The 26,530-nt window shown below is 48.5% G+C and carries 14 protein-coding genes; 9 read left to right on the top strand and 5 right to left on the bottom strand.

All coding sequences use genetic code 11. The features are described 5' to 3' along the window. Positions 1-466: 466 nt before the first annotated feature. Positions 467-1,618 (bottom strand): NUDIX domain-containing protein, encoded by a 1,152-nt coding sequence (locus JFC05_RS07915; RefSeq protein ID WP_227697471.1) that lies wholly within the window; start codon positions 1,616-1,618, stop codon positions 467-469. 335 nt (positions 1,619-1,953) lie between these two features. Here JFC05_RS07915 and hemP point away from each other — a divergent pair, with 335 nt between their 5' ends. Next, complete coding sequence (hemP, locus tag JFC05_RS07910; protein WP_227672156.1) at positions 1,954-2,112, top strand: hemin uptake protein HemP; 159 nt, start codon at positions 1,954-1,956, stop codon at positions 2,110-2,112. Positions 2,113-2,305: 193 nt separating this feature from the next. Here the strand turns inward: hemP and JFC05_RS07905 are convergent, their stop codons facing one another. Both JFC05_RS07905 and JFC05_RS07900 read right to left on the bottom strand, forming a co-directional pair. Beyond that, positions 2,306-7,300 (bottom strand): translocation/assembly module TamB domain-containing protein, encoded by a 4,995-nt coding sequence (locus JFC05_RS07905; RefSeq protein WP_198336481.1) that lies wholly within the window; start codon positions 7,298-7,300, stop codon positions 2,306-2,308. A 68-nt stretch (positions 7,301-7,368) separates the two neighbouring features. Next, entirely contained in the window at positions 7,369-10,974 is a 3,606-nt protein-coding gene (locus tag JFC05_RS07900; RefSeq protein WP_198336480.1) for an autotransporter assembly complex protein TamA, read from the bottom strand. A 331-nt stretch (positions 10,975-11,305) separates the two neighbouring features. Between JFC05_RS07900 and JFC05_RS07895 the strand changes: the two genes are divergently transcribed. The 7 genes from JFC05_RS07895 (at position 11,306) to JFC05_RS12970 (ending at position 20,672) form a co-directional block, all read left to right on the top strand. Beyond that, positions 11,306-12,637: an MFS transporter gene (locus JFC05_RS07895; protein ID WP_198336479.1), complete on the top strand. Its 1,332-nt coding sequence runs from the start codon at positions 11,306-11,308 to the stop codon at positions 12,635-12,637. A gap of 115 nt (positions 12,638-12,752) precedes the next feature. Beyond that, positions 12,753-13,397, top strand: coding sequence for a 2-polyprenyl-3-methyl-6-methoxy-1,4-benzoquinone monooxygenase (gene coq7, locus JFC05_RS07890; protein ID WP_198336478.1), 645 nt, complete (start codon positions 12,753-12,755; stop codon positions 13,395-13,397). 223 nt (positions 13,398-13,620) lie between these two features. After that, entirely contained in the window at positions 13,621-14,733 is a 1,113-nt protein-coding gene (locus JFC05_RS07885) for a tetratricopeptide repeat protein (protein ID WP_198336477.1), read from the top strand. A gap of 178 nt (positions 14,734-14,911) precedes the next feature. After that, a complete protein-coding gene (locus JFC05_RS07880) occupies positions 14,912-17,377 on the top strand; it encodes an esterase/lipase family protein (RefSeq protein ID WP_227697470.1) in 2,466 nt (821 codons plus the stop codon). A gap of 501 nt (positions 17,378-17,878) precedes the next feature. Then, entirely contained in the window at positions 17,879-19,375 is a 1,497-nt protein-coding gene (locus JFC05_RS07875) for a cytochrome ubiquinol oxidase subunit I (protein ID WP_227697469.1), read from the top strand. Continuing rightward, complete coding sequence (cydB, locus tag JFC05_RS07870; protein ID WP_192993834.1) at positions 19,375-20,391, top strand: cytochrome d ubiquinol oxidase subunit II; 1,017 nt, start codon at positions 19,375-19,377, stop codon at positions 20,389-20,391. Before JFC05_RS07875 ends, cydB begins: the two co-directional genes overlap by 1 nt. Before the next feature lie 164 nt (positions 20,392-20,555). Further along, positions 20,556-20,672, top strand: coding sequence for a DUF2474 domain-containing protein (locus tag JFC05_RS12970; RefSeq protein ID WP_372046312.1), 117 nt, complete (start codon positions 20,556-20,558; stop codon positions 20,670-20,672). A 116-nt stretch (positions 20,673-20,788) separates the two neighbouring features. Here the strand turns inward: JFC05_RS12970 and murU are convergent, their stop codons facing one another. Together murU and JFC05_RS07860 are read right to left on the bottom strand one after the other, a co-directional pair. Continuing rightward, positions 20,789-21,532: an N-acetylmuramate alpha-1-phosphate uridylyltransferase MurU gene (gene murU, locus JFC05_RS07865; RefSeq protein WP_198336476.1), complete on the bottom strand. Its 744-nt coding sequence runs from the start codon at positions 21,530-21,532 to the stop codon at positions 20,789-20,791. Positions 21,533-21,639: 107 nt separating this feature from the next. Next, a complete protein-coding gene (locus JFC05_RS07860) occupies positions 21,640-22,722 on the bottom strand; it encodes an aminoglycoside phosphotransferase family protein (RefSeq protein WP_198336475.1) in 1,083 nt (360 codons plus the stop codon). 398 nt (positions 22,723-23,120) lie between these two features. Between JFC05_RS07860 and lptD the strand changes: the two genes are divergently transcribed. Further along, positions 23,121-26,372, top strand: a complete 3,252-nt coding sequence (gene lptD, locus JFC05_RS07855; protein ID WP_198336474.1) for an LPS assembly protein LptD — start codon at positions 23,121-23,123, stop codon at positions 26,370-26,372. Positions 26,373-26,530 lie beyond the last annotated feature (158 nt).

Raw genomic sequence — 26,530 nt, 5'->3', positions numbered from 1 at the left:
TAACACCTAATGGGTGTAATCGTGGTCTTACGTCTTAACCTAAGCCTATAGTGGCGCTATCGTCGATTCTAAATAAAGCAGATACACTATATGTCAACGTGGGACTGGTATAAACACATAAGAATATCAGTAAGTATCAGCGCGCTTTTTTACTAAACGCTATTTACTAAATGCTGTGTCTGCCATACTGTTTTTATAATAAGGTATCGTTTGGATAAGCGATAAATGATAAATAGTGAGCTGCTTAGGGGCGTTTTAATCGGTATTTAATTGACTTTGTTAGACGGTATATATTAAGACCAGCCACCCCACAAAAACAGTGTCGCAATGTAGGGAAACGCAACGGTTTGTAAGTAAGTATGTGTTTATGATGCAATATAAATACATGTTTACCAAACAGATAAATACGCTAAAAAATCAGTGGCTTAGCCGACTTAATATTTGTTGTGTTTTTGCTGTTTTGGGCCTATAAAAACTGACGAATACCCGCCACACTGACGCCGCCGTATTGCTTGGTCTTATCGATCATTGACGGCGATAATCCGCCCAAACCAATGACGGGCATGTCAGCCAGTTTGGTCAGTGCAGACCATGCCTGCCAGCCAAGTGGCGCAGTATTAGGATGCGTTTGGGTAGACAAGACAGGCGATATAAAAATACCGATGATAGGCGGCAGTTGCTGCTGAATGCGCATGCGTGCCAGCTGATTGGCGGCGGCGATGCTCTCGGCATCATGACAGCTGACGATGAGTGGTTGCCCTGCGGGTATTGAGTCGGAAGCTGCCGTCTGACCATATTGGCTATGTTGCCAGCGCAGCAGCTCCGTGTGAGTCAGATGGTATGCGCTGATTGGCTGGTGTGCCATTAGCGCCTGAGAGGTGGGCGTATCCCCGATCTCAGCGCTACTAGAGCCATCATTAGTCAATGGCAAAATAGCCTGAATATCTGGTCGCCTCTGCATGAGCTGGGCAATTGTGCGGTCAGCGCGTGACACACTTGCGTCTTTGAGCCGTACATACACCCACGCACTGGGCAAAAGGTGCTGCTGGTGGTAGGCCAGCCATGCTGCCGCTGGATCGGTGTGGCCGCCAAAATGCGCTAAGGGGTAAGTGATGGCGATGGCAGGCGGCAGCTGCAGCCACTGTAAAATCGTACGATTGGCCGCTGGCAATGGGTACTCACCTGCCAGTAACGCTCGCTTATCCACCCACTTGAGCGCCTGCCCCTCTAGACCATACTCAGCCAGTTTATGCTGCTCGTATTGCTCTGCTGTCAGCTCAATTTGATATACCTGCAAGCTGACCTGCTTATCACCATAGTCGTGATGGATACGGCCAAGCTTGACTATTAAGTTATTATCGACGTTGATACCTATCTCTTCGGCCACTTCTCGTATTAACGCCTGCTCGGCACCCTCCTGTGCTTCGATCTTGCCACCGACAAACTCATAAAGATTGCCCTGATGCTGCGCGGCATGACGAAACCCAAGGAGATAGCAGTTTTTATAATAAATGACAGCCACGGCGACATTGACAACGTTGGCGCTCGCATTGGCTTTGGTGCTGGCTGGCATGTGGGCAGTGTTGGTCATGAGCGAAGGATGGTTTATGCGGGTCATAAGAATCCTTGAGGGCATTAATAGCTACTTGAATAGCTACTTGGAAATAGTAATGATAGTAGTGATGGATGATATTGATGACGAAATACTAACTGCGATCTGACTGCCTTTAGCGGTGCGCTGATTTTAGCAAACGGCTGATTTTCGATATTCTGCGAGCACAAAAAAGTGGTTGATAGCAAGGGATTTATATAAATTTACATAATAACTGCATTTTATTTTATCAATTGGCTTGCAAAATCATTAAATCTAAATGATAATTATTATCGTTAAAGGTAGTAGTTCTATTGCCACTTATTGTTTTATCACTTTATCAAAAGGAATTTATTATGAGCATGGTCATCTCTCGTTACTTAAACTGTCGCGAAAATCGTCTGCCTACTTTGCAGTCGCAGCACCTATTTGCCTTAACCAAAGAAGTCCGTATCGAACATGAAGGCGAAGAGTATCGCCTGCGCCTAACTCGTAATAACCGTTTGATTTTGACCAAATAAATTGATATCTGTCTGTTATCAGACATCCCCGATAATAAAAAACGCCTTGTATCAAAGGCGTTTTTTATTGCAGCGTGCCCCTGTTTTAAAAATAGGGATAGCAGTGAGATAGATTGCAGCCAAATAAGGAAAATGTATACCAGCCGCGACTCTCAATCTATAACTGTTTTATGTTCAACTAACCATATCCCTTTTAGAACTGCCAACTATACACCACATCCACCGCGTTTTCTGCAGCTGAGGTAGCCTCGACGTAGATGCGCCGTGTCAGCTGATAACGAATAGACAAGCTGTTTTGGGCATTAAACACCCCCACGCCATAGCGAATATACAGATCCGGTGTCACATAACCTGTGACATTGACGTTGGTGTCTTCACTACTGCCTGAGGCATCTACGGTCAGACTTTGCAAACCAAACACCTGACCTATCTGGTTGGTCAAGCTGCGCGTGCCGCTAAGGCCAAAGCTCAAGCCGGCCGCCGCCAAGTTATTGGTGACCTGCGACTTAAAGCCTTGCTCACTGATTTGGGTGGCGCTCTTGTTATTGATTCTACCGGTGACTAGAGCATTCATCGCTTGCTGCTGGGTGAGTCCTGCATTATTAAAGACGATGATATTTGGGTTTTCTGTATTACCCTTAACCCGTAAGCCCACCGTCTTACCACTGATGGTTTTGACCGCCTCGATACTGAGGTTGGGCTTCATCACATCGCCATTAAAGCGTACTTGCCCATAATTTAGCTCCAGACTTTGACCAAAAGCGTTGATATTGGTGCGACGTGACACCTGCACTACCCCTTTTGCGCGCATGATACCAGTGCCAGTTTGGTTGATATTAATCGCCCCAGCCAAAGGAATGACCGCACCAAAGCCGCGGAAGTTGATATCGTCACCCAAGTCGACACCGATATCGGCATTGATCGACCAAGGCTTGGAGACTGCTAATACCTCATCGATATTGCCAATCAAGCGGCGGTCGAGAACGACGGCATCTTCTGTCTGAGTGATGATATCTTCGCTGGCCTCTGGCGGACGGATGGTCGCTGACGGCACGCTCACCGCCCCTTTGATATCGACATAACGATCGCCTGGGCGCACGATGATATCGATGTCAGGGTTGATCTCAGCGACGAGCAAAGGCGGCTGGGTGATGACCAAGCGCTCACCGACAACACTGAGCTTGGCTTGCAGTTTTTGCTGCCAATTCACCGTGCCTGTCAAAGTACCTGTGCCCGAACCACTATTAAAGGTACCATCGATGGTCGCCTGTGTACCGCGGATTTTGGCCTCAGTATTGACATTGGTCAGATTGACGGGCAAATCAAGCATGGCAATACGGCCATCTGCCAGTTTGACATCACCATAAAACTGCGGTTTATCCAATGTACCGCCTAGACCACCTGCCATCGTGACATTGCCCTCCAATACTCGCATGCCTGGGAAAAACGGCTTAAATATCGCTAAATTCAGCTCATTGAGTACCAGCGCGCCAGAGATTGGCTTGGGTGTCTTATAGGGGTCTACAATCACCTCAGCATAGCCACGGGCGCCGCGCCCTGTATTGATATCTGTGCGTAGCTTGATACCTTCAGGCACCGACAACGCAATCAGGGACACGCGTTTGTACGGTAATGTCACCGGCGCACTATCACCATCTTGAATCAAGCCGATTTTGCCATTGTCCGAGTATAGCGTAGTATTGATGGTCGGTGGACGACCACGCTGCCAGCTGACGATGGCCTTACCATTTATCTTGCCATGCCATTCAATATCTTTGGGCAAAAATACTGAAAACAGCGTGGTATCAAGGTTTTGTAAGGCAATATTGACTTCGCCTTTGTCTGGTGAGGCAATTAAGTTGTCGCGTAGGCACAGCTTGCCACTTTGGTCAGACGCTTGCCAGCAGTGTGCGGCCAGCTGTACTTTAAAGTCGTTGCGACTGCCGTTTTGCTCATGAGGCAAATTGACAATCAGCTGAGCAGGCTGCAGCTGGTTTAGGGTAGCGTATTTAGACTTTATACGCCCTTTACCGATGACCCCTGACCAGACAAGCTTGTCACGATTAAAGCCGCCTTTGAGTCTGGCACCAATATCGAGCTGCTCATTAGCCACATCCAGATCGACCACATGGGCCTGCTCGGTACCATTAAAGGATGCTTTGACACTTTTAAAGCTTTGCTCTGCTGCATCCAGACCTTCTGCCGTCACGATAAGCTGGCTTGGACTGTTTGCTAAATTGACAAGCTTGCCACGCACGCGGCCTTGACGCAGGATAAATCCTGGCAGCGCGATGCGCTCACCGACCAAATCGATATAAATGGTGGGCAGTGCCTGTCCTGCTGGCTGCGATAAGGTTGCGCCGCCTGTGACTTTACCCGCAAGTTTGTCTGATAGCTGATCAAGACTTGTGATATTGATTTTGGTTTGTAGCTGCTGGGCGTTGCCATCAGCAGTGACGTAGTTGTCGCCCCAGCGTAGCACCAAATTATCGGCATTTAAGCTATCGATTAGCGCATTGACTTGTTTATATTGCGCTTGCGCATCCTGCGTTTGTAAGCGCTTGAAGTAGCTTGCTAGATCTTTTGGCAACCGCATTTTCGCCGTCAAGCTGCCTTTGGCACTAAGCGGCTGGCCTTTTAGTCGACCACTTAGATCTACCTGTCTGATATTGACGGTTTGCTGATTGTCACCCCAGCGGCCATCCGTATCGATCGTACCAGTGATGAGGCTTGGCGTATCTTTTAGGAAGTATCCGATATTAAAACGATCCATGACCGCCTTGATATCCCACGCGATGCCTTGACGTACATCAACCGTACCTGTCGCATCGATACTACCCGCAGCGCCTATATGACGCAGACGCTTGATACGAATCAACTGAGCATCGCCGCTGGCATCTATCGTCAGCTGACCCGCTGGCAGCTGCTCGGCGTCTAACACGCCATCGAAGTTTATGGCAAAACGCTGCAGCTTTCCTGAGGCGCTGGGGTTGTTTTTGGCAGCCGTTTGCCACGCACCGCTGGTGGTCAAGTCGCCTGTGACAATCGCTGCATTATTGGGTAAGAAATACCCCACATTAAACTTGTCAAAACGACCATCTACTGTCCAGCCGATATGGTTGCGCAGGTCGATGACACCCTTGGCATTGACCGCCCCTGCTTCACCGTTATAGGTTACGTTTCGAATACTGATGAGTTTTGGCGTGCCCGCTGCGTCAATTGAGAGGCGACCTTTTGGTACATCAGCGGTATCAACTTGACCAGCAAAACGAGCGTCAAACACCGACAGCTCGCCTCCGACGATATCGACACTGGCATCGCCTGTGCCTGTCAGCCCAATACGACGGCCGTCTTGTGTGGTATCGAGCGCTGCTTGTAAGTCAGTATTGTTTAGGGTGACGATATGACGCTGGCCGCGCACGCCGCCCTTATTGATATTGAGCAAACGACCGCGCGCGCTGATACTGCCAGTCAGGCGCTCTAGCGGCAAGTCGCTACGATACGCTTTTGGTAGCAAGCCATTGGTACGTGCATCTATCTGCCATGTCAGCGGACGGTTTTTGCGCGCCAATTGGATCTGGCCGGTACCAGACAAGTCGCCCACCACACCATTGTAGTTGAGACGATTGATATCAATGACGTCGCCAGCTTTACGCACGCGTACATCATAATTGCCTTTAGGGGCAGCGTTTAGCTCATTGATGCTGGCATTGGCATCGACCGACAGACGCGAGCCGCGAATGATGACGTCTGCTTGCCCACGTGGGCTGTCGATATTGCCGATGCTTGGTACATCACGGCGGATGAGGTTTTGCCAATTGGCATCGATATACCAAGGCGCGGCTTGTGTGGATTTGGCCGATACTTTACCACGCGCGATATTGGCGTTGACATGCTCTCCATCACGCTGGCGCAAATCAGCATCTATCTGTAGATTACCATTACTGTCTTGCTGCTGATAATGGACTGACAGTCTGCCATTTAGTTTTTGCGGTGCATATGCTTTAAAGTCGGCGTAGTCATCTGGAATGGCACGGCGAATATCAAAGTTACTGCCAGTGGCGCGCACTTTGGCATCAAAGCTGTCTTGCCAGTCCAAGATGCCTTGTAATACAAGATTACCCGCGGGTACTTGAGCATCTAAGCGATCGACGCGCAGCTGACTATTGGCAATGATACCGCGGCCTTGATAATGTCCTGATGGGATATCTTTGGCAGTCAGCTCGGTATTGATGCGCAGACGTATTTCGGAGATGACCCCTGTGGCTGTCGCCGTACCGCTTTGTAGGCGGATGTTTTGGTTCTCAGCATACGGAATCAAAATATCATCCCATTGCAGCTTTGCCTGAAACGGCGAGCCGTCATCTAAGCCCTGAGCGACAAAACTACCGCTGACGTCGCTGTCGTTATAGCGGCTACGCACTTTACCAACGGTGCGTTTTAGCGTACCTGTGGCCGTGACATTGAGCGGATCGATATAGGCTTTTTCTAGCGCGCTGACCTCTACGATAGCGCTCAAATCTAGCGGGTAATCACCCTGCAACTCAATCTCACCTTGCAATGCGCTGACGTTGACGATATCAGCATACTGCAAGTCGCCGCGACCCAAAGCGACCTGCGTACCAACCCACGTCAAATCACGGGCGGCGATATCATGCACCACGATAGGTTCTTTGGTCACTTGTTTATAAATGATATTGTTTATTTTGGCCTGATCAAAACGCAGGTTCACTGGTAGTTGCAGGGTTTTATAATCAAATGGCTCGCCCGTTGGCGGCTGGTTATTGATGATCTCGATGGTATGAATGTCTGCATCGCGCAGATGCACTTCTTTGGCAAACACCGCACGCCAGCCTATTTTGACATACGCCTTATCGACCAAAATCTCAAGGTCGTCAGTCGCGTTGATATCGATATCGCTGACCCAAATACCATCGCGCAGATTGCCACGGCCATATTTGAAACCAATGCCTGTCTCAGCGCTGACTTTTTCTAAAATAAACTTCGTGCCCGACTCGGTGCCTGCAGCATAAAAAAACGCCACCAACATAATCGCCAAGACGATGGTGATGAGCACCAGCAGTTTGAGCAAAAAAGACAGCGGATACCAACGCCTGACAGCACGAGCATCGCGCTGTGCTGGGTCTTCATCTGGTGCGTTATTGGGCGGGGTGTTTTTTGTCAGCATGACACTCAACTACGTTAAAGAATGATGACCAGCAATGGGCACGATAAATACGAAAAATGACAGTAAAGCTATAAGGGCGAACCAATAAAGAAGTGCAGTCTAACCGGAATACTCTCCTCTGTCACACCCGCGGCGACATCCACCCGTACCACACCGACGGGGGAAGCCCAGCGGATACCGACACCGACGCCGACCTTGGTATCTGTCTCAAAGTCTTTGTCATAGGCATTACCCACGTCCGTAAAGAAAGCACCGCGAAACCCTGGTCTAAACTCATAGTTATACTCAGCGCTACCGACTGCCAGCACCTGCCCGCCTGTCAAGTAGCCCTTATCTAGCGGGGATAAACTCTCATAGTCGTAGCCGCGAATGCTTTGGTCGCCGCCTGCAAAAAAACGCAGCTTATAAGGCACATCATAAAAATCATCTGCCCAAATATAGCCTGTATTGAGACTGCCTAATACCTGATGTTTTTTATCGTCACCAAAGCTATAAATACCACTGACACCAGCGCGAACAATGGCCAAGTCGGTGTCGCTCAGCGCTTTATCAGTCCCAGCTTCGAGCGAGTAATACTGGCGGATACCGCGAGTCGGGTTGGTCGTACTGTCCACGTCGGTTTTGTTCATGCCATAGCCAAACAGTAATGCTCGCTGTTTGGGTTTAGAAGACGTAAAGCGAATGGGCAGGTCATCAAGCTCTGTCTCATCTACGCCCGTCTCTAGCTCATCTAAGCGATAACGCATAGAGTAGCTGCGGTTCCAGCCACTGTCGCGGCGGATGTTACGGGCAATGGCCGCTTTTAGCGTTTTGGTGGACAAATCAAAGTTACCTTCGCCTTGATCAATGACCTCTTCTTCATAGGTCAGACGCCCATCTAACTTATCATTGAGCGGATGTTTCCAAGGCCTGCTGCCATAGACAGTGACATTTTTCGTGATTCTTGAAACCTCAGTCTCTGCCCCCGCTTGATAGCCTTGACGATTGAGCAAATTATAATCTATTTTGGCAGTGGCCCTGACACCTGTGTCTGTCCCATAACCTAGACCGACTTGCGCATCACGCGGCTTGTTGGAGGACACAAAAACATACAGCGGTACTTTTTTGCTTTCAGCTACGTCTTGCGGGGTTTTACGTCCTGCCAGCGTGGGCGGCACAAAGTTTTCGTCGGCCAGCAAGCTTTTTTCATCTGGAAATATCTTTTGTGCCACATTACTGATGGAGTCACTGATTTTACCCAAGATGCTATCCGCCTCTTGGTCTTTTTCGTCAAGTACGCGATCATTTGGCAAGCGGCTTAAACGCTCAGCTTTTTGTTTGATGGCTTGTAGCTTATCCAGCGTGGCTTCGTCTGCCTCAAACTCGATGGCCGCGATATCGGCAGGGTCGACCGTCGCACCGCTATTACTGGCCGAGCTTTCGCTTGCGACACCGCCGTTTTCTGCACTCATACGCCCGTCATTACTGACTGTGCTGGCTGCCGTAGCGGCATTGTTGATCGCACCATTATTGACATCATTGTCCAACACCTCATCGCCATTGGCAGTAGGCGCATTGTCAAAAGCCAAAGTACTTGCCTCACTGCTCTCATCAGGTGGCAAAATGGACTCTACGTTGACGGTGTTAAAATAACGGGTCGCCGACAAATCGTTACTAAATTTGGTCACCGCTGGCCGATAAAACTTGTCGCCCGGCTCAAAGCCGATGAGCTGCTGTAACAATGACATCTCAACAGGCAGCTTGTCAGGGTCTCGTGTCAGGGTGTTGGTCGCTTCATCATAAGTAAAAAACACCACGTCATCAAACTCGTAACGATCGCCTGTGTTATAAACCAAAGCGACGTCGGCGGTGTTGTCTGGCAAGATGATATCAACCGATTTGTTTAGCCAATACTCATCAAAGTAACCATAAGTGTTACTCAACGACTCCAAAGCCGCTTTGCTGTTTTTGTAGACGCGGTGGTTAAAGATATCGCCCTCTTGTGGTGGCAAGTCCGTTTCGAGCGCAGCAAACTCCGGCTGCTCACCGCCTTCACCGCGAATCTCGACGATGCGGCTATCCACACGCACCGGCTCTCCCAGATTTTCGATGATGACATCAATCCTATCGCTGTTAGGCTGACGCAAGCGCAAAGTCACATCATAATACCCCACTGCTTTTGCCGCATCTAATGCCGTCTGACGCAGGCGAGGCAAAGCTGCGGTAAAGTCAACGACCGACTGAACCGTCGTATCATCCAGTGCCGCTTTGATGTTTTTTATCGGTTGGGTATCGTTATCGGCTTTTTTGAGCTTTGGTTTGCCATCGCCTGTATCTGCTGCCTGCTGTAGATAGACAGTGGTGTCGACATGCGGCAACGCCCTCATCCCCCCATTAAACAGGCGATTATAAAGGCGCTTGATGATATTGCCATTGTTACGGGCTAGCGGTTTTTTTTCATCAGCTTGCTCAATACTTTGGCTGATCGCCTGCGTATCGGTTTGATAATCTGGCAAATAGTCATCAGGATTGATGTCTTGTGCTGCGGCACTTTCTCCATTAGCGGCGCTGGTATTGGCCACAATCTCGCTATCAGTCGCTTCATTAGTGCGGCCACTGCTGACCGAGTCACTAACATCGATCGGGCGCGACATCACTTCGTCTGTCTGCACTTGTGTTGCCGCGCGCTCATCTTTCTCATTTTTACCCAGCGTCTCCAAGTTACTTGGGGTTGGCAAATTGGTGGCATCCAGCGCCATATCCAAACCCACAGGCGGAGTGGTATCGTCCAAACTGGCAATCGGAGCGTCAAAGTCTCTGTCATAGCGACCAGCACCGTCAAGGGGGCTGACATTGCTATTGTTGCCAGTCACCGCCCTATTACTCTCTAGCATGTCATTATTTTGACGATTAATAGCCGCCAGCTCACGCTCTATCTGCTCAGGCGTCATCATCTGATAACCCTGCTGCTGTACCTCAGCGGCCTGCTGCAACAGATTGTCGTTCGCGCCTGTATTAGACATATCACTAGCCAGCGCATCATTATTTAGGGCATTGTCGTTAGGTGAATTGTCGTTAATTGAGTTGTTATTCAGCGCATCGTTATCGACACCATCTATCATGCTGGTCTGATTTATTTGATGACGGTCAGCGCCATTTGTGTTATTCGTCTGGTTATTCGATCGGTTTGAGGGGTCGTTAATTGAAGAGTTATTATTTACAGCATTTGACGTTTCAGTGTTTGATTTTTTAACGTTTGATTTTTTGAGACCTAGGCTTTGCTCACTATACTCATCGAGCACAGATTGATCGACAATACCTTGCTCCACCGCTTTTTTTAGGCGTAGCGCGTCTAGTGCAGCATCTACTTGTGAGCCGTCCTCTAACGGCTCACGCGGCGCTGAGCTAGCGCTTGAACGACTGTTAGCAGACTGAGTGGCAGGAGCTTTGACCATGACCGTAGGCGGCGCATCAGCCCATACCGTAGGCGCTACCCCAAAACCCACCAAGCTGGTCGTCAGCGCGGTAAATAATGCTGAGCGTGTAAAGTGCGCGCACACGGCGTGAGGTCGAGCGCTGTTATCAGAGCGGATAGCCGTACTGGCACTCGCGCTATGACTACTCACGCTATGAGTATAGGTATCCTGCGGCGTCAGCAATACGTTGTGCGTTAGAGTTGATGGTTGGTGCTTCATGATTGGTTCCTATCAGCTCACGCGGTACCGTATCAACAACGATGGCCATTGTTCAGCATTACCGGTGAATAAACTTATCGCAGTGGTCTGAATTATCACTATATTTGGCAATATAGCCATATAAATTTACAAATCATAACTTAGATAATTATGAAATCATAGCGTTGTACGCATGTATTTTTGGCAAAGCCTTGCTATTATACGGCTTAACAGCTACAAACCCTATGCTATATTTTTATAAGTTATTGATATTAATAATAATCAAAATCATCCGACTATTTTATTTGACGGTTTTTTACTCAGCAACCGCGACCCATCGGTAGGAATTTTCATGGCAAATCAGTTTCAATTATTTAAGCATCGCCGTTTTAGCGCCATGTTTTTTACGCAGTTTTTGGGCGCCTTTAATGACAATATTTTTAAGCAAGCGCTGATATTGGTACTGACGTATACGGCGGCAAGCCAGCTGGGTATGGAAGTCAGTATCTTAAACAACTTGGCCGCCATGCTGTTTATTTTGCCCTATTTTTTATTTTCAGCATTGGCAGGCCAAATCGCTGATAAGTTTGAAAAATCCAAGCTGACGCAGTTTATTAAATTGCTTGAGCTGGTGATTATGGCGGTGGCAGCCGTGGGTTTTGTCTTTGAATGGTATGTTTTGCTGTTTGTGGCGCTGTTTTTGATGGGCACGCATTCGACGTTTTTTGGGCCGATCAAGTACGCTTATCTGCCACAAGCGATGAAAGAAAATGAGCTGGTCGGCGCTAATGGCTTGTTTCAGATGGGCACTTCACTGGCGATTTTACTGGGGATGATAGTCGCTGGGGTATTGACGCAACTCTCCGCATCGCTTTATTGGATCAGTGCGACGGTGCTGTTGGTGGCTATGCTCGGCTATTTGGCCGCGCGCTATATCCCGCTGATGCCTGCAATGCAGCCGGCGCTGACAATCAACTGGAATATCTTTACCACCAGTTTGAGTACAGTACGCTATCTATACTCCTTGCCGTTTTTGTTTTTTGTCATTCTTGGCAACAGCTGGTTTTGGTTTTATGGCGCGACGTTTTTGACGCAGACGCCAGAGTTTAGCAAGGTCATCTTGCACGGTGATGAGTCGGTGGTGATTTTTTTATTAACGCTGTTTTCAGTTGGCGTATCGATCGGTTCACTGCTATGTAAGTCACTGACCAAAAACCAAGTCAGCTTGCGGCTACTGCCGTTTGGTATCGCAGGTTTGAGTATTTTTGCTGTCGATTTATATTGGTCCTTATCTAGCCTAAATATGGCTGTCGCTGATGGCACACTGCTGGGTATTGGTGAGTTGGTTGGGATGAGTGGCACGTGGCGCGTCTTTGCCGACTTATTCTTTTTGGGTTTTAGTGGCGGCTTATACATCGTGCCACTGTATGCGTCGATGCAGGCATATGCGCCAAAAAGCCACCGTGCTCGTATCGTGGGTGCCAACAATATCTTTAATGCGATATTTATGGTCACCTCAGCGATTTTTTCGATTGTTATTTTAAACACCTTGGGTTTGACGCTACCGCAGTTGTTTTTGGTGACAGGCCTGCTAAATATCGTCTTTGGCGTGTTTTTGTATATCAAGCTGCATAAACATATCAAAGCGGCGGTCATCCAAACTCATGATGCGAGTGTTTTATAATACATTTCGCAGACGATATGTAGGCACGTGCATAATAAATAGTGGTGCTGATATTTTGGATTGTTTGCTATAGTAATGTTTGTTGTTTTTGATTATAAGTCATGAGGAGTGAATTATGGCCCCGCGTCCTTTATCCAAAGTCGACCAGTTGTTAGTTGGGGTCGATAAGGCGTTACGAGCTGTCGTCCCACATTCAAATCCTAGCACGCGCCCCTTACCGGTGAGTAGTGATGAGATTCCTGAGCTGAGCATCACCGAGGCACGTCATGTCGCAGGGCTGATGCGCATCAATCACACAGGCGAAGTATGCGCGCAAGGCCTGTATCACGGTCAAGCCTTTAGCGCAAAAGACGACGGCGTCAAACAAGCCATGCAGCAGTCTGCCGAAGAAGAAGTCGACCATCTGGTATGGTGTGAGACTCGGCTAGACGAGCTTGGTAGCCATGCCAGTGTTTTTACGCCGCTGTGGTACGGCATGTCTTTTGGTCTGGGTGCGGTGGCCGGTGCTATCTCCAATGAGTTTAGCTTGGGGTTTGTCGCTGAGACAGAAGCGCAAGTCAGCGAGCATTTACAAGATCATATCACCCAGCTACCAGAGCAAGACCAGCGCTCAAAAGAGATATTGGCACAAATGGATATCGAAGAGCTGCATCACCGTGAGCTGGCGCTCGAAAATGGGGGTGCGGCGCTGTCACCTGCTGTACGCCAGACGATGCGCTGGATGGCCAACCGTATGAAGGCCACCGCTTACCACTTATAAAAGCCATCGTATTAACAATCCTACTACTGATAGCGCTCAGTTTAATTTGCTAGGGTATGAAAAATTTGTACGCTTTTGCCCTGAGATGCCTCAGGTATCTGGTATCTTCAGATGAGTAAATACTTCCCAGCAGCTACATTATAAAATCATACAACAACCGACCTATGAATACTAATAAACACTAACTTACTAATATTGACTTACTAATAAGGTAGCTATTTTTATGAAAACCACTACATTATCGACCAGCGTATCTCCCAAGGCGCCAGCGCTGGCAACTCTGACAGCCGTTGCTGCCGCTTGCGCCATGATGCTCTCTGCGCCTGCTCATGCAGCCGAAGCACAAGCTGCGAGCAGCGCGACTGATGCCACTAACGCCGCCTCTGTACCGAGCGCCATCGACTCAAGCAAACGTGTCATTCGTCTGGCTCAGCCAAAGGCGGATAACGCGGCTAGCACAAACAATGCACCAGCCCCTCAAGCTGCCGCACCGCAAACCGTCACCGCCCCGCAGCCACCCACCGTACAAAACCGCCCGCCGATGAGTACGTTGCAGCCACAAGACGTCAGGCCACCAGCGACGCCTGAATTCACTGGTACCACACGTGTCTACGATCCAGGTCCGATGAATGCCACTGGCATCGACCTTCGTAGTGGTCAGCTGACCAACATCCCCACGCCGCAAGTACAACTGTCTGATGTCAGCTTTGTACCAACGGTACTGATTCCGCAGCAGACGGGCGATAATAATGACAAGCTTGATGTCAGCCTACTCGATGACTTTATCAAAGATGTCTCACCCAACGCTCGTCATTACCCACCCAACTTCCCTAACCGCTCACAGCGTCACTACACCCGCGAAAAAATCAAGGTGTTGGCAGAGTGGATTGAGCCTTATGCCAAAGAGCCAAACGCGTCTTATGATGTACTGATTCGGGCAGCGAAGCTCAATGGCATGGGCCGCAACCTAGACTTGGGCTCGGACTATACCATCCGCGGTGGGCAGTATGTGGATCGCGCCATCAAAATTCAGCCAGACAGCGGCGAAGCCAACTTCTTGTATGGCATGATGCTCTCAGAAGGTGGCGGGTTTAAAGAAGGTCAAAAATACTTAGACCGTGCCGTCTCGTTGGGCTACACCGAAGCAGAGCAAAGCTTGGCACAATCAGACCTTCTTAGCGATCGCCGTGACAAAGCCTTGGAGCGTCTGCGTCGCCTCGAAAGTCAGAACCCCGACAACGACATTATTCCTCAGCAAATCAAACTTATCGAAGAAGGTAAGTTTTATATCTGGGATATTCCTGCCCCTGACATCAATGTCAAACCAAGCGTCTAATCTGCTGTACATCAGCCTGTTTGACCGATAGCCCCTATAGCGCCTTCATTTTCTCACTAAAAATGAAGGCGTTTTTTGCTGGATAATAAATAGTCTAATCACAAAAGTTACGCTACACTTATCTGCACGCCTGCCGGCACTCCTTCGCTTTTTTGACACTCGTTTTTGGGATTGACTTATGACACCGCTTAGCCTTATCAAACCGATGATGCACACCAATCAAAAAATGCGGTCGATGACCCTAGCAGTCTTGCTTGCCGCAGTAGCGCTACTGCCTGCCTGCAGCACGGTTTCTGTCAACAAACAAACCTCCGCAAAGACCATCACCGACCAGCGCGGCAATATCGTCACTGACAAAAAACTGAGTAGTGACACCGCCTCAGCGCTGCTATCTGCAGGGCTAAACGAGCAAGCCTGTATGCAGCAGTTTGATCTGTGCTTGACGCAGTTGACCGATAGCATACTAAATAAACACTACCGCCCTGCTTTAGCGATTTTTGCCGAGCTACACTATGCCAAAGCCCGTCAGTTGGCACGCTCGCAAGCTTGCCGCGACGCCTTGTCTCGTCCGCCGCTTGATCCCTACTATGCCAATGCGCCGCTAAGTGCAGAAGACGCCAAAGCCCAGCAACAAAACACCAGTCGCTGTCTCAATGACTATCAAGAGCGGCTATTTGATGCAGTAAAATCGAGCTACACCTATTTATTTTATGACGCGCTCGTACACGATTTTGAGGGAGCGGATAAGGCCAGCGGACAGTCGCAGCAACAAAACCGTATTCCCAATGATACGGATATTCAGACCCAAGACATATATAACGCGGCCAGCAACGATATCATCACTCAGCTGTACAAGTCCGCTGATGGCACGGACAAACTGATGGGTGAGGCACAGATAGAATACCTCCCCATCACCTCAAGCAAGCATGATAGCAGCGAGCAAGCAGCCATCGCCAATTTATCACCGCTCACAGGCAAACCCACTGACCAAATCAAAGTGATGAAAATAGCCGTCGATGACTATCAGCTTGGCGTCTATCTACCAAACGAAACTAGCTACTTACAAAATGCGCACAAGCAAGCCTCAGCACTTGCTGACCTAGTCTCCACTTACGAGCTGCGCCTCTCTGGCCTAAACTCTATCAGCAAACGTCCGGGGCTGGGCATCAGCCTAGTGGCATCGTTAGATGATCGTTATACCACAACGATTCGGCAACTATTGGCGTCGTCGTTGGCGGGGCGCTTGTCCTATGAGCAAAACAGCGACAGCGTCAATGAGAATGAGAGCGACCCAAGCTCGCGTATCTATCCTACAGGCCATTTGTTATTGACCGGTCTTATCAAGCCCAGCGGCAATAGCGTTTTAGACACGCTGAGCAGCCGCACGCTCGATATCCATCTTTATAACCCGTATCAAACAGAGCATGTCAATATCTTGGGTGATAACCACCCCATCGCAGCCAATTTTTCGGCAGGCTATGGTCTTTGGTTGGCAGAAAACCAGCTGGATGGTGTCGGTTATCTTAATCTCATTACTCGCCAGCCTGACGCCCGGCTGCCCAAGCTGTTTATGCTCGAGCCCTATGACCCTGATAAGCGCGTGCTGATTATGCTGCACGGCCTCGCCTCTAGTCCTGCAACGTGGGTCAATTTGACCAACGATATCTTAAACGATGATAAGCTGCGCGATAACTATCAAGTCTGGCAGATATTTTATCCCACCAATCTACCGATTTTAGAAAACCGCTATCAAATCCAGCGCCTGATCAATAGCACTTATGCCCAAACCGACCCACAAGGACAGAACCGCGCCAGCAAAAATAGCGTGATTATCAGCCACAGCATGGGCGCTGTCATCGCCCGTATGATGCTATCAGACGACAATCTGGTCGACGATTTAGACAGCTTAGACGATCAAAACCTGCTCTCTAATAGCGAAAAGCGGCAAATTCGTGATGCTCTTAAAGCCTCATTTGGTGAGACCGAGCTCAAAGAGCGCTTTGAGCTCACAACCTTACCGCAAGTGGATACAGCGGTGTTTTTATCAGCGCCGTTTCGCGGCACCGATTATGCAGACCGCTGGTTTACCCGTGCGCTGCGCCGCATTGTGTATCTGCCCGTTGGGCTGGTCAAGACGGTCACAGACAATCTGGCGACCATTGCCACCCAAGGCGACTTGGCACAAAACCCACTTGGCGCTTTATACCTACAAAACGGTGCCAGCCAATTGAGTGACAAATCCTCATTTATTCAATTGACCCGAGACATCTCCATCAATGACCGTATTACTTATCACTCCATCATCGCCAATAACGATTCAGATATCACCAAAGGGCTGGCACAGATGCAGCCAGGCAATGCCAAAATCGACTTGTCACAAGCCATAAAAGACGAGAAAGACAGTACCGCCGACGCTGCTAATGATAAAGCATCGACACAGCCGCTGGTGGCCGCAGTCACCGTCGATAAAAACATCAGTCAAGCGTTGACTGAACGTCTATCAGACGGCATCGTACCTTATACCAGTGCGCACTTAGACGGTGCAGCTTCTGAGACCATTATAAATGGGGGTCATAGTATTCAGAGCAACCCCCAGACCATCTTGACGCTACGGCGGATCTTGCACAAGCAATTACAAGAATAACACTCAAGCCGTTGCCGCAGATAATGAGCAGCTGACTGTAAGGAAATGTAGAAGCGCTACAAACTGATAACATGTTGCAGATTTGTACCTCACTCGATGATAGACAGGCATAATAGCCGCCCTGATAGTAGTGCAGAAACTTTATCACAACTAATTGTTTTTACTATTATTTTAAAGAAGTTATTTGTTTTTTTAGCACAAATACTCGTGACTACTAGGTAGGCCATCAGGGTGCTGCATCGCTTGCGTGTGTACCGAGGGAGGCGCATAATATATTGAAAGCACATAACAGTCATGTATTAATTTATAAGGATGTAAATTACTTAATTCAGCTAAACAGTCGTTAGCTTAGCCACCATGTATCATTTAGGTCGCGCGCTAATCCATACTGAAACACAATCTGCCTACTGCCTATATATAAATAAAGACAGTATGCAGACTGTTATTTGAGCGTTTGAGGGAAGCCTGCGCTATTCAGCTAACAGATAAGGGTAACCGTTTATGTTCGCTACGTTTATGATTGACCAGCTCGATGCGCTGATGCTGGCGCGTATCCAATTCGCTTTTGTTATCTCATTTCATATTGTTTTCCCCGCCTTTTCTATTGGTCTGGCCAGCTGGCTGACGGTGCTTGAGTTCCGTTGGTTAAAGACCGGCGAGCCTATTTATGCTGAAGTCTATAAGCATTGGGTCAAAATATTTGCCGTGGTCTTTGGTATGGGGGTGGTCTCGGGCGTGGTGATGTCCTACCAGTTCGGTACCAACTGGGCGGTGTTTTCGGACAAGGCTGGTAACGTTTTAGGTCCCCTACTTGCCTATGAGGTATTGACCGCGTTTTTCTTAGAGGCGTCCTTTTTAGGGATTATGCTGTTTGGCTGGGGCCGCGTGAGTAAGCGGATGCACTTTGCTTCGACAGCCATTGTTGCCATCGGTACGCTAATTTCAGGATTTTGGATTTTGTCTGCCAACAGCTTTATGCAGACGCCGCAGGGCTTTATGCTGGGCGCGGATGGCATCTTATATCCTACCAACTGGTTTGAGATTATCTTTAACCCCTCCTTTCCTTACCGTTATGCCCATATGATGACGGCGGCGTTTTTGACCACCGCCTTTGTCGTTGGCGGTATCGGTGCTTACTATCTGCAGTCTAAAAAGCACAAAGAGCACCGTCAGCATGGCCGTGTCATGTTAGGTATGGCGATGATTATGGCGATATTTGTCGCGCCAGCACAGGTGTTGATTGGTGATGAGCACGGTCTTAACACCCTAGAGCATCAGCCAGCCAAAATCGCTGCTATGGAAGGTATCTGGGAAGATGAGCGCGGCGCGGCTCTGCGCTTGTTTGCGTTGCCTGATCAAGAAAACCAAACCAATAAGTACGAGGTAGCCATCCCTTATGTTTCAGGCTTGATTCTCACCCATTCGTTTGATGGTGAGGTTAAGGGTCTCAAAAACTGGGCACCTGAAGATCAGCCCCCTGTGGCTATTGTATTTTGGGCGTTTCGTATTATGGTCGGTATTGGCACGCTCATGGTGTTGGTCGGCTTATTTAGTCTGTATAAATACTTTAAAAAACAACAGTATGACCCCCAAAGTGTCTGGTTTCACCGTGCTTGGATGATGATGACGCCGCTTGGTTTTATCGCACTGCTGGCTGGTTGGTTTGTCACCGAAACAGGACGTCAGCCATGGACGGTATATGGCGTGATACGTACAGCTGAGAGTATGTCACCCCTCGCCGCTCAGCAAGTCGCCACGACACTGATTGGTTTTATTGTGCTTTATGTGTTTGTCTTTGGCGCAGGGAGTTTTTATATCTTGCGACTGATCGCGCAGGGGCCAAAACCGTTTGAAGATCCCGCTGAGGACAACTTCTATGAGCACTCAGTCACAGAAAGTCAGGGACGGACACTAAGCGGTGATAGCAGTCCTGATCAAAGTACAAAAGAAAATATCGATACACCTGCTGATGATGTCGATGATGGAGGGTTACGCTAATGTTTAACTACGGTGATGTATTAGACTTACCTTTGATCTGGGGTGGCTTGATTGCCTTATCTGTCTTTATTTATGTGTTGCTTGATGGTTTTGATTTAGGCTGCGGGATTTTATTTCCTTTTGCAGGCTCAGACAAAAACCGTAGCCGCATGATGAACTCTATCGCGCCTTTTTGGGATGGCAACGAGACGTGGCTGGTACTGGGCGGTGGCGGTTTATTCGCAGCCTTCCCAGTCGCTTATGGCATTATCATGACAGGCTTGTATCTGCCGGTCATTTTTATGCTGTTTGGCCTGATCATGCGCGGCGTGGCGTTTGAGTTTCGTTTTAAAGCCTCCTCACGTCGTCACGTATGGGACAGTTTTTTCTTTATCGGCTCCGTGGTGGCGACTTTTTGCCAAGGGCTGATGTTGGGCGCGTTGATACAAGGGATTGAGGCAAGCAATCGTCTCTATACAGGCGGGCCTTTTGATTGGTTCACACCTTTTTCTATCATTTGCGGTATTGCCATGATTATCGGCTATGCGCTACTTGGCTCTACGTGGCTCATTATCAAAACCGAGCACACTTTACAAGTATGGGCACGCAAGGTTTCAGGCTGGATGCTATTGGCACTGATCATCGCAATGGTCGTCGTCACAGGCTTTATGTATTTTTCTGATATCAAGGCGCTTGAGGGCTGGTTTAGCTTCCCAGGCTTGCTATATTTGGCACCCATGCCGATTATCGTGCTGCTCTTATTCTTTTTGATGCGTAAAGATTTAAAGACGGAGCGTGAATATCGCCCATTTCTCTTGACGGTGGCGTTATTTTTGATGGGTTATATCGGGGTCTGTTTTGCCGTTTTCCCTTATATCGTCCCGTATGAAATGACGATTTATGAAGCAGCAGCAGCGGACACCTCGCTATCCTTTATGCTGATTGGGGCCGCTATCATGCTACCGATTATCTTAAGTTATACCGCTTTTGCCTACTATACTTTTAAGGGCAAGACAGATCATGAGCATATGTACTAGGCGTAGTATATGTGCTAAGTCAGCACAAGTAGCATGAGAAACAAGTAGTATGAGAAACAAGTAGCACCAGAAAAATGACAGCTAAAAAGTGACAGGCTACCGCAAAAGGTGGCGGTCACTACGCCCGCTCGTATGGCATATCTATAAAAAGATAGGAGACGAATATGAAAAAGCTCAGTAAAAAGCAATCACAATGGGCATGGTTTATTGGTCTATATATCGCGGGTTTTTTGGTGATTTTTACCATTGCCCAATTGATTAAGCTGGCTATGGGTGTCTAGCTCATAGGTGCCTAGCGTTGGGTAACCCACTCTTTATGGCTTATCGTGCCCTAACAAACCAAAAAGCAGCGCCATAAATGGTCGCTGCTTTTTTATTGTCCTATAGACAGTGAGCGCTAAGCGCCTTGATGACTGGCGGCTCCTTTATCATCGATAAACTCATTGACTTGCGCCAAACGTTCAGGTGTGCCAACGTCTATCCAGTTATCTGCTATCACCTCGGCGGTGATTTGAAACTTCATCATCGCCTGCTTGAGCAGCGGTGCTAGGGCCGCTGGCTGACCTGAGGCCAACCCATCGACCAGTCTTGGCGACATCACGCTGATACCAGCAAAGGTATATTTGTCCGCATTATCAATCGGCTGCTCGCTGGCAAGACCATTGTTAATGGCGAAATCTCCGCCACTATTATGCTCTGGATTGTCAATCAGCAATAGATGCGCGCGCTGGTCCGCCCCCAGCTTATAATCAATCAGTTGCGAAAAATCGTAAGTCGTCCACACATCCGAGTTGACTAAAATAAACGGCTCATCTCGTAGCTTGGCTGCCTGCAGTGCCTGAAATATCCCTCCTGCCGTCTCCAGTGGCTCATCGCTTTCGACCGACCAATGCAGGGTCACGCCATATTGTGCCCCGTCACCCAACCTCTCTACCAGGGTATCGGCGAGCCATGAGGCGTTGATGGTGATGTCGGTAATACCAGCCGCTCGTAGTGCCTTGATATGCCAGACGATCAGCGGCTGACCGCCCACTTCTACCAAAGGCTTAGGAGTCTCTAAGGTCAGCGGCCGCAGACGCGTACCCTTGCCAGCTGCCAAAATCATTGCTTGGGTAATCGTTGCTTGGTTGGTCTTAGACATGTGCGCTCCGTGTTTTTGTTTTTGTTATTGCTTTTAAATACTGCTAAATACTGCCTAGGGTGTGCCTTCAATTCACTCGATAGTTATTTAAATGGGCTAAAAATGGCCTAAATATATTGCTGCACAAACTGACGCTGATACGCTGGCAATATGTGCTCTCTTAGATAGTCATTAAAAGGTGCCACCGCTTGCTGCATCTGCAGGCTGCCATGCGCCTCCAACCATTCTAGCTCAACCATAAAATCGCGCATCACTTTCGGAATATCGGCCAAATAGCGGTCTTTGCCATCGCGCTGCGATAGGCGGACAAAGATTCCCAGCACCTTTAGATGGCGCTGGACACCCATGACATTCATATCGTTTTCAAACTGCGCGATATCGGCAGCTGTGCTCACACCTGCTTGCTTTTGTAATTGCCAAAAATCACGTGTCCATGCAGATATCTGCGGCTCAGACCACTCCACATAAGCATCTCGCAGCAGCGATACCAAATCATAAGTATAAGCGCCAATCACCGCATCTTGAAAATCAATTACCCCCAAGCGTGAGTGATCGGCTTGATCTTGCATCAAGTTGCGGCTGTGATAATCGCGATGGACGACGACTGCTGGCTGCTGCAAAATCTCTTGTATCAATACCGCTTTTAGCGCATGCCACAGCTTTGGATCAACTGCCACGCCGATATATGGCATAAACCATTCACTAAACAAATCCATCTCTCGGTCTAGCAGTGCACTGTCATAATCAGGCAGCTGATACTCAGATGTTTCTTGTTCAACAGAGAGTGTTTGTAATGCGGCCAACGTCTGCATGGCCAGCTGATAATGGCGATCGACTTGCTCGGGTGTGGCTTTAACCAGCAAATGAGCAAACTCTACCGTACCAAAGTCTTGTAACACCAAAAAGCCTTTTGCCACATCCTGCGCGATCAGCGTTGGTACATTGATCACAGGTGCCATCAATTTGGCGACATTGATAAACTGACGCATAGCGTCTTGTTCATCAGCCGAATCCATGACAATATAACGTGCCGCTTGCGATTGAGGCTCTGTTGTCAGCTGCAGGCGATGATACTGACGCGCGCTGGCATCTCCTGGCAGACTCTGTAAATCAAAGGTCTGCTCTGTAAAGACTGCTTGTAGCCAGTCGTGCAATTGCTGCTGGCGGCTGTTGGGTAGCGGCTGGGTCATAGGGCTCTCTAAAATCGTATTATCGGTTATAAAAAAGTAAATGTCGGTGGTCAACAACTAAAGTAGTGATAAGTCTGGCAAAACCTTGCTAAAATAGTGACGCCTATCTTGGTCATCATCGCTTTTATCAGTAGATAAGCGCGCGTGTGGCACGATGGCTATTGCTGAGCATAAATGCAGCAGCCTGTGCTCATCTTATAATTTTTGGTAAATAGTGTAGCTGATTTGGTTTTTTTTGACTATGATTAGTCGTCATTATATGTAAAACCGCCTGACTGTTGACACCATTTAGCATAATAAGCTCAATCTGTCGGCGCTGATGTATGACAGTACCTAAAAGATACGGCCACTCAATTACGTATCGCAATCTAACCGGCTCTGCAATCATAGGTGTGCCCTTGCTATATTCTTCGCTCTACCAAAGCATTCGTTTGATCTTATTTGGCGCGTTAGGTTTATCGAGCCTTGCGGTCAATGCCGCACTCAGCGAGGCAGAACCACAGACACAAACGACCAAGCCACTGTCTGCGGATAGCGCGCACCGTCCTGCTTATCTAGCAGCAAATCAGTCTACCAGTCGCGCGGCAAAGGACACCCACCATGCTTTTGACCAAGATATCCGTTATCCTCAAAGCGCTCTTACGCCCAGCGCAAAAAATCCGACTGTAAACAATGCCCGTGCAAAAAATGCCCATACATCGAGCGATAGCGACAGTACGCCAAGCCCGTCACTGGGGACAACAGCGATCAATATCGACGGCAATAGCAATGACGACAGTAGCGTCTCAGGCTCTGCCTTGCCGCCAGCATTTGTGCCAGCCCCTGCGATACCCGACACGCTCGATGCGCAGTATGGCGGCGTTACATTTTTTGATGAGCCTGCCGGCACCAACAATACCTCCCTGCAAACGCCTGAGCAAGTGGCCAGCACTCTAGATATCGATACCACAGCCACTATGGCTCACCATGCCAATCCTGAGGTTGATACCAGTAACAGTATCCACAACAACGCTGGCGCTGATACCCATAACGATAGTAATGACACTGATATCACTAACAGCGACGAGAGTATTCAAGACAGCCTCAAACGGTTGGCTGAGTTTTATGAGCTTACACCTGAGACTGAGACTGAGACAGCGGCACCAAACACCAATAGCAGCATGAGTCTGCCAGACGATGAGACAAATGCGCTACCAGAGGCGCTCACGCCGAGTGCACAAACCATTCCAAAGGTTGGCCGCAATCTAGAGCTGCTACCTAGAGCGATCGATAGTGCCCAGCGCTGTGAGGGTCAATGGGTCTATCCTAAAAGCAACCCCAATTATCAGCGGGCAGTCAATGAAGCAGGCGGCATCAATGGACAAACCGCACCGAATGTCAGTGAGATACCAAACCAGCAAGCGCCGCTATTTTCAGAGTCAGACTACGGCTATTATGACAATGTCGACTATGCTGAGCTATCAGGCAATGTCATTATCAATCAAGGCAGCCAGCATATCGAAGCTGACAAAGTATTGCTGGATTTGGGCAGCGGGGTGGCGGCAGCGCAAGGTAAAGTCATGTTTACGGACAAGGCAACTGGCAGCCGAGCAGCGCAGCGCAAGGCAAACCAAACCCAAGTCAATTTGACAGACAAAGCGACGCAAGGCGGCCTCATCGGGGTGGCCGATAGCCTCAATTACAACACCGAAACAGGCCAATCCACCGCCAAAGACGTGGCGTTTGCCAGTGTCGAATTACAAGCTCACGGCTATGCCAAGCAGCTAAACAGACCCAATGAGACGCAGTATGAGCTCGATGAGGTGATGTTTAGCACCTGCCCACCGACCAATCGCAAATGGCAATTTGACGCCAAAAGCATCGATTTAGATACCGATACTGGTCGCGGCGAGGCATATAATACGACTTTTCGTGTCGCCGATGTGCCCGTATTTTACTTGCCTTATTTTAACTTCCCGATCGACAGTCGGCGTAGCAGCGGGTTTTTGTTACCCAGCGCCAGTGTCAGTAGTGAAAACGGCTTAGAAGTTGATGTGCCTTATTATTTTAACTTAGCGCCCAACTATGATGCCACGCTCAACACGCACATCTATACCGATCGCAACCCTATGCTATCAGGTGAGTTTCGTTATTTGACCGAAAACTACGGCGAAGGTATCTTTAATGGCTCTTATTTGCCAAACGATCGAGAGTATGGTGATGAAGATCGCAGTAGCTTTTTTTATGATCATGCATGGTCTTCTAAGAGCATTCCGCGGTTGAGTGGCGATGCCAAATACAGCTACGTATCAGACTCAGATTATCTCGATGATTTTGATACGCTTGGCTTATCTGATAGTACAGTAAACTTACCAAGACGGGCGCGCCTAAACTACTATAACGACTATGTCAGCGGCGAGCTAAAAGTTGAGACTTTTCAGACGCTCGATGCGTTCAATGGTGATGGCGAGGCGTTGCAAGATAAGGACAAACCGTACTCACGCTTACCACAGCTAAGCGTAAATTATCGCCTGCCCACCGCTAATAATTTTGATATAACTGGTGTCCATGACTCCGCTTATTTCAAAAAATCCATCGATGATGGCTCAGAAAACGAAAAAAGCGGCACACGTCTTTATAATAAAATTAGCGCCGTCTACCCTATCGAAAGCTCATGGGGCTATGTCAAACCCAAGCTGAGCCTCCAGCACCTGTATACGTCTTATGACGAAGACAGCTTGGCAGACAAACAGCTGAGTAAAGAAGATGGTAGCCAGTCAGTCTTTGTACCGCAGGCCAGTATCGACGCTGGACTGAACTTCTATCAAGCAGGCTCACCATTTGGCGCGTTTGATGAGACCATGGGCGGTTACCGTTTGCTCAGCCCGCGCTTAAAGTACACCTACTCACCATACAAAGATCAAAACGACATCCCAAACTTCAACACCCGTATTGCCTCTATCAACTATGAACAGTTATTTTCTGACAGTTGGTTTTTAGGTCACGATCGTCTGCAAGATTTGCACGCCATCACGCCGGGTATAAATTATCGTTACATCGATGCAACGGGTGTGACACGTTTTGATGGTAGCATTGCAGAGCAGTTTTATATCGACAATGGACGCGTAACCTTAGAGAATGAGCAGCCAGTCTTTACCTCTTCGTCTTCTGGGATGGTGTGGAATACCAGTACGCAGCCTTATAACAACTTTTGGGTCGATGTCAGCGGCGCTTTGACCAATGACTATGACCTAAACTATGTGACCACTGAGCTGCGTTATCAGCCGTCGGACAATAGTTTGTTTAACGTCGGGTTTGTCAAGCGTCAACGTGACGAAAACACCGATCAACTGCCGTTGTCTGCCTTTACCGCCTCCGCCATTTTTCCTATCAACAACAATTGGCGAGTATTGGCACAGGGTCAATACGATTATAACCGTGATAAAATGCTCGACTCTTTAGTCGGTGTCGATTACGAAGACTGCTGTTTTGGTTTTGCAGTTTATGGTCGTCGTTACTATAATGACCTCAATGTAAAGGACGAACCAACCCAAGCGGTGATGGCTGAGATTAGACTAAATGGTTTGGGCAGTGGTAGCAGCCGTTTGACCCGCCTGCTCTCTGACAAAATCTTAGGTTTTGAGCCTGTACAAAACGCTTGGAAAGACTAAGACATGATAGGTACTATGTAACGCAGCAATGATACTGCGGGGCAATGGTACCGATATTTATAACCCTGTATTTTTAGGCTTTTAGGGACAACCCTGTCTATTATTTGATTATTAAGTGTATTGGGTAGAGTTAACCGACTACCATCCGATGCGATGAC

This window comes from Psychrobacter celer, assembly GCF_016107555.1.
Lineage (GTDB): Bacteria > Pseudomonadota > Gammaproteobacteria > Pseudomonadales > Moraxellaceae > Psychrobacter > Psychrobacter celer.
This window is presented reverse-complemented; position numbering and strand designations above follow the sequence as displayed.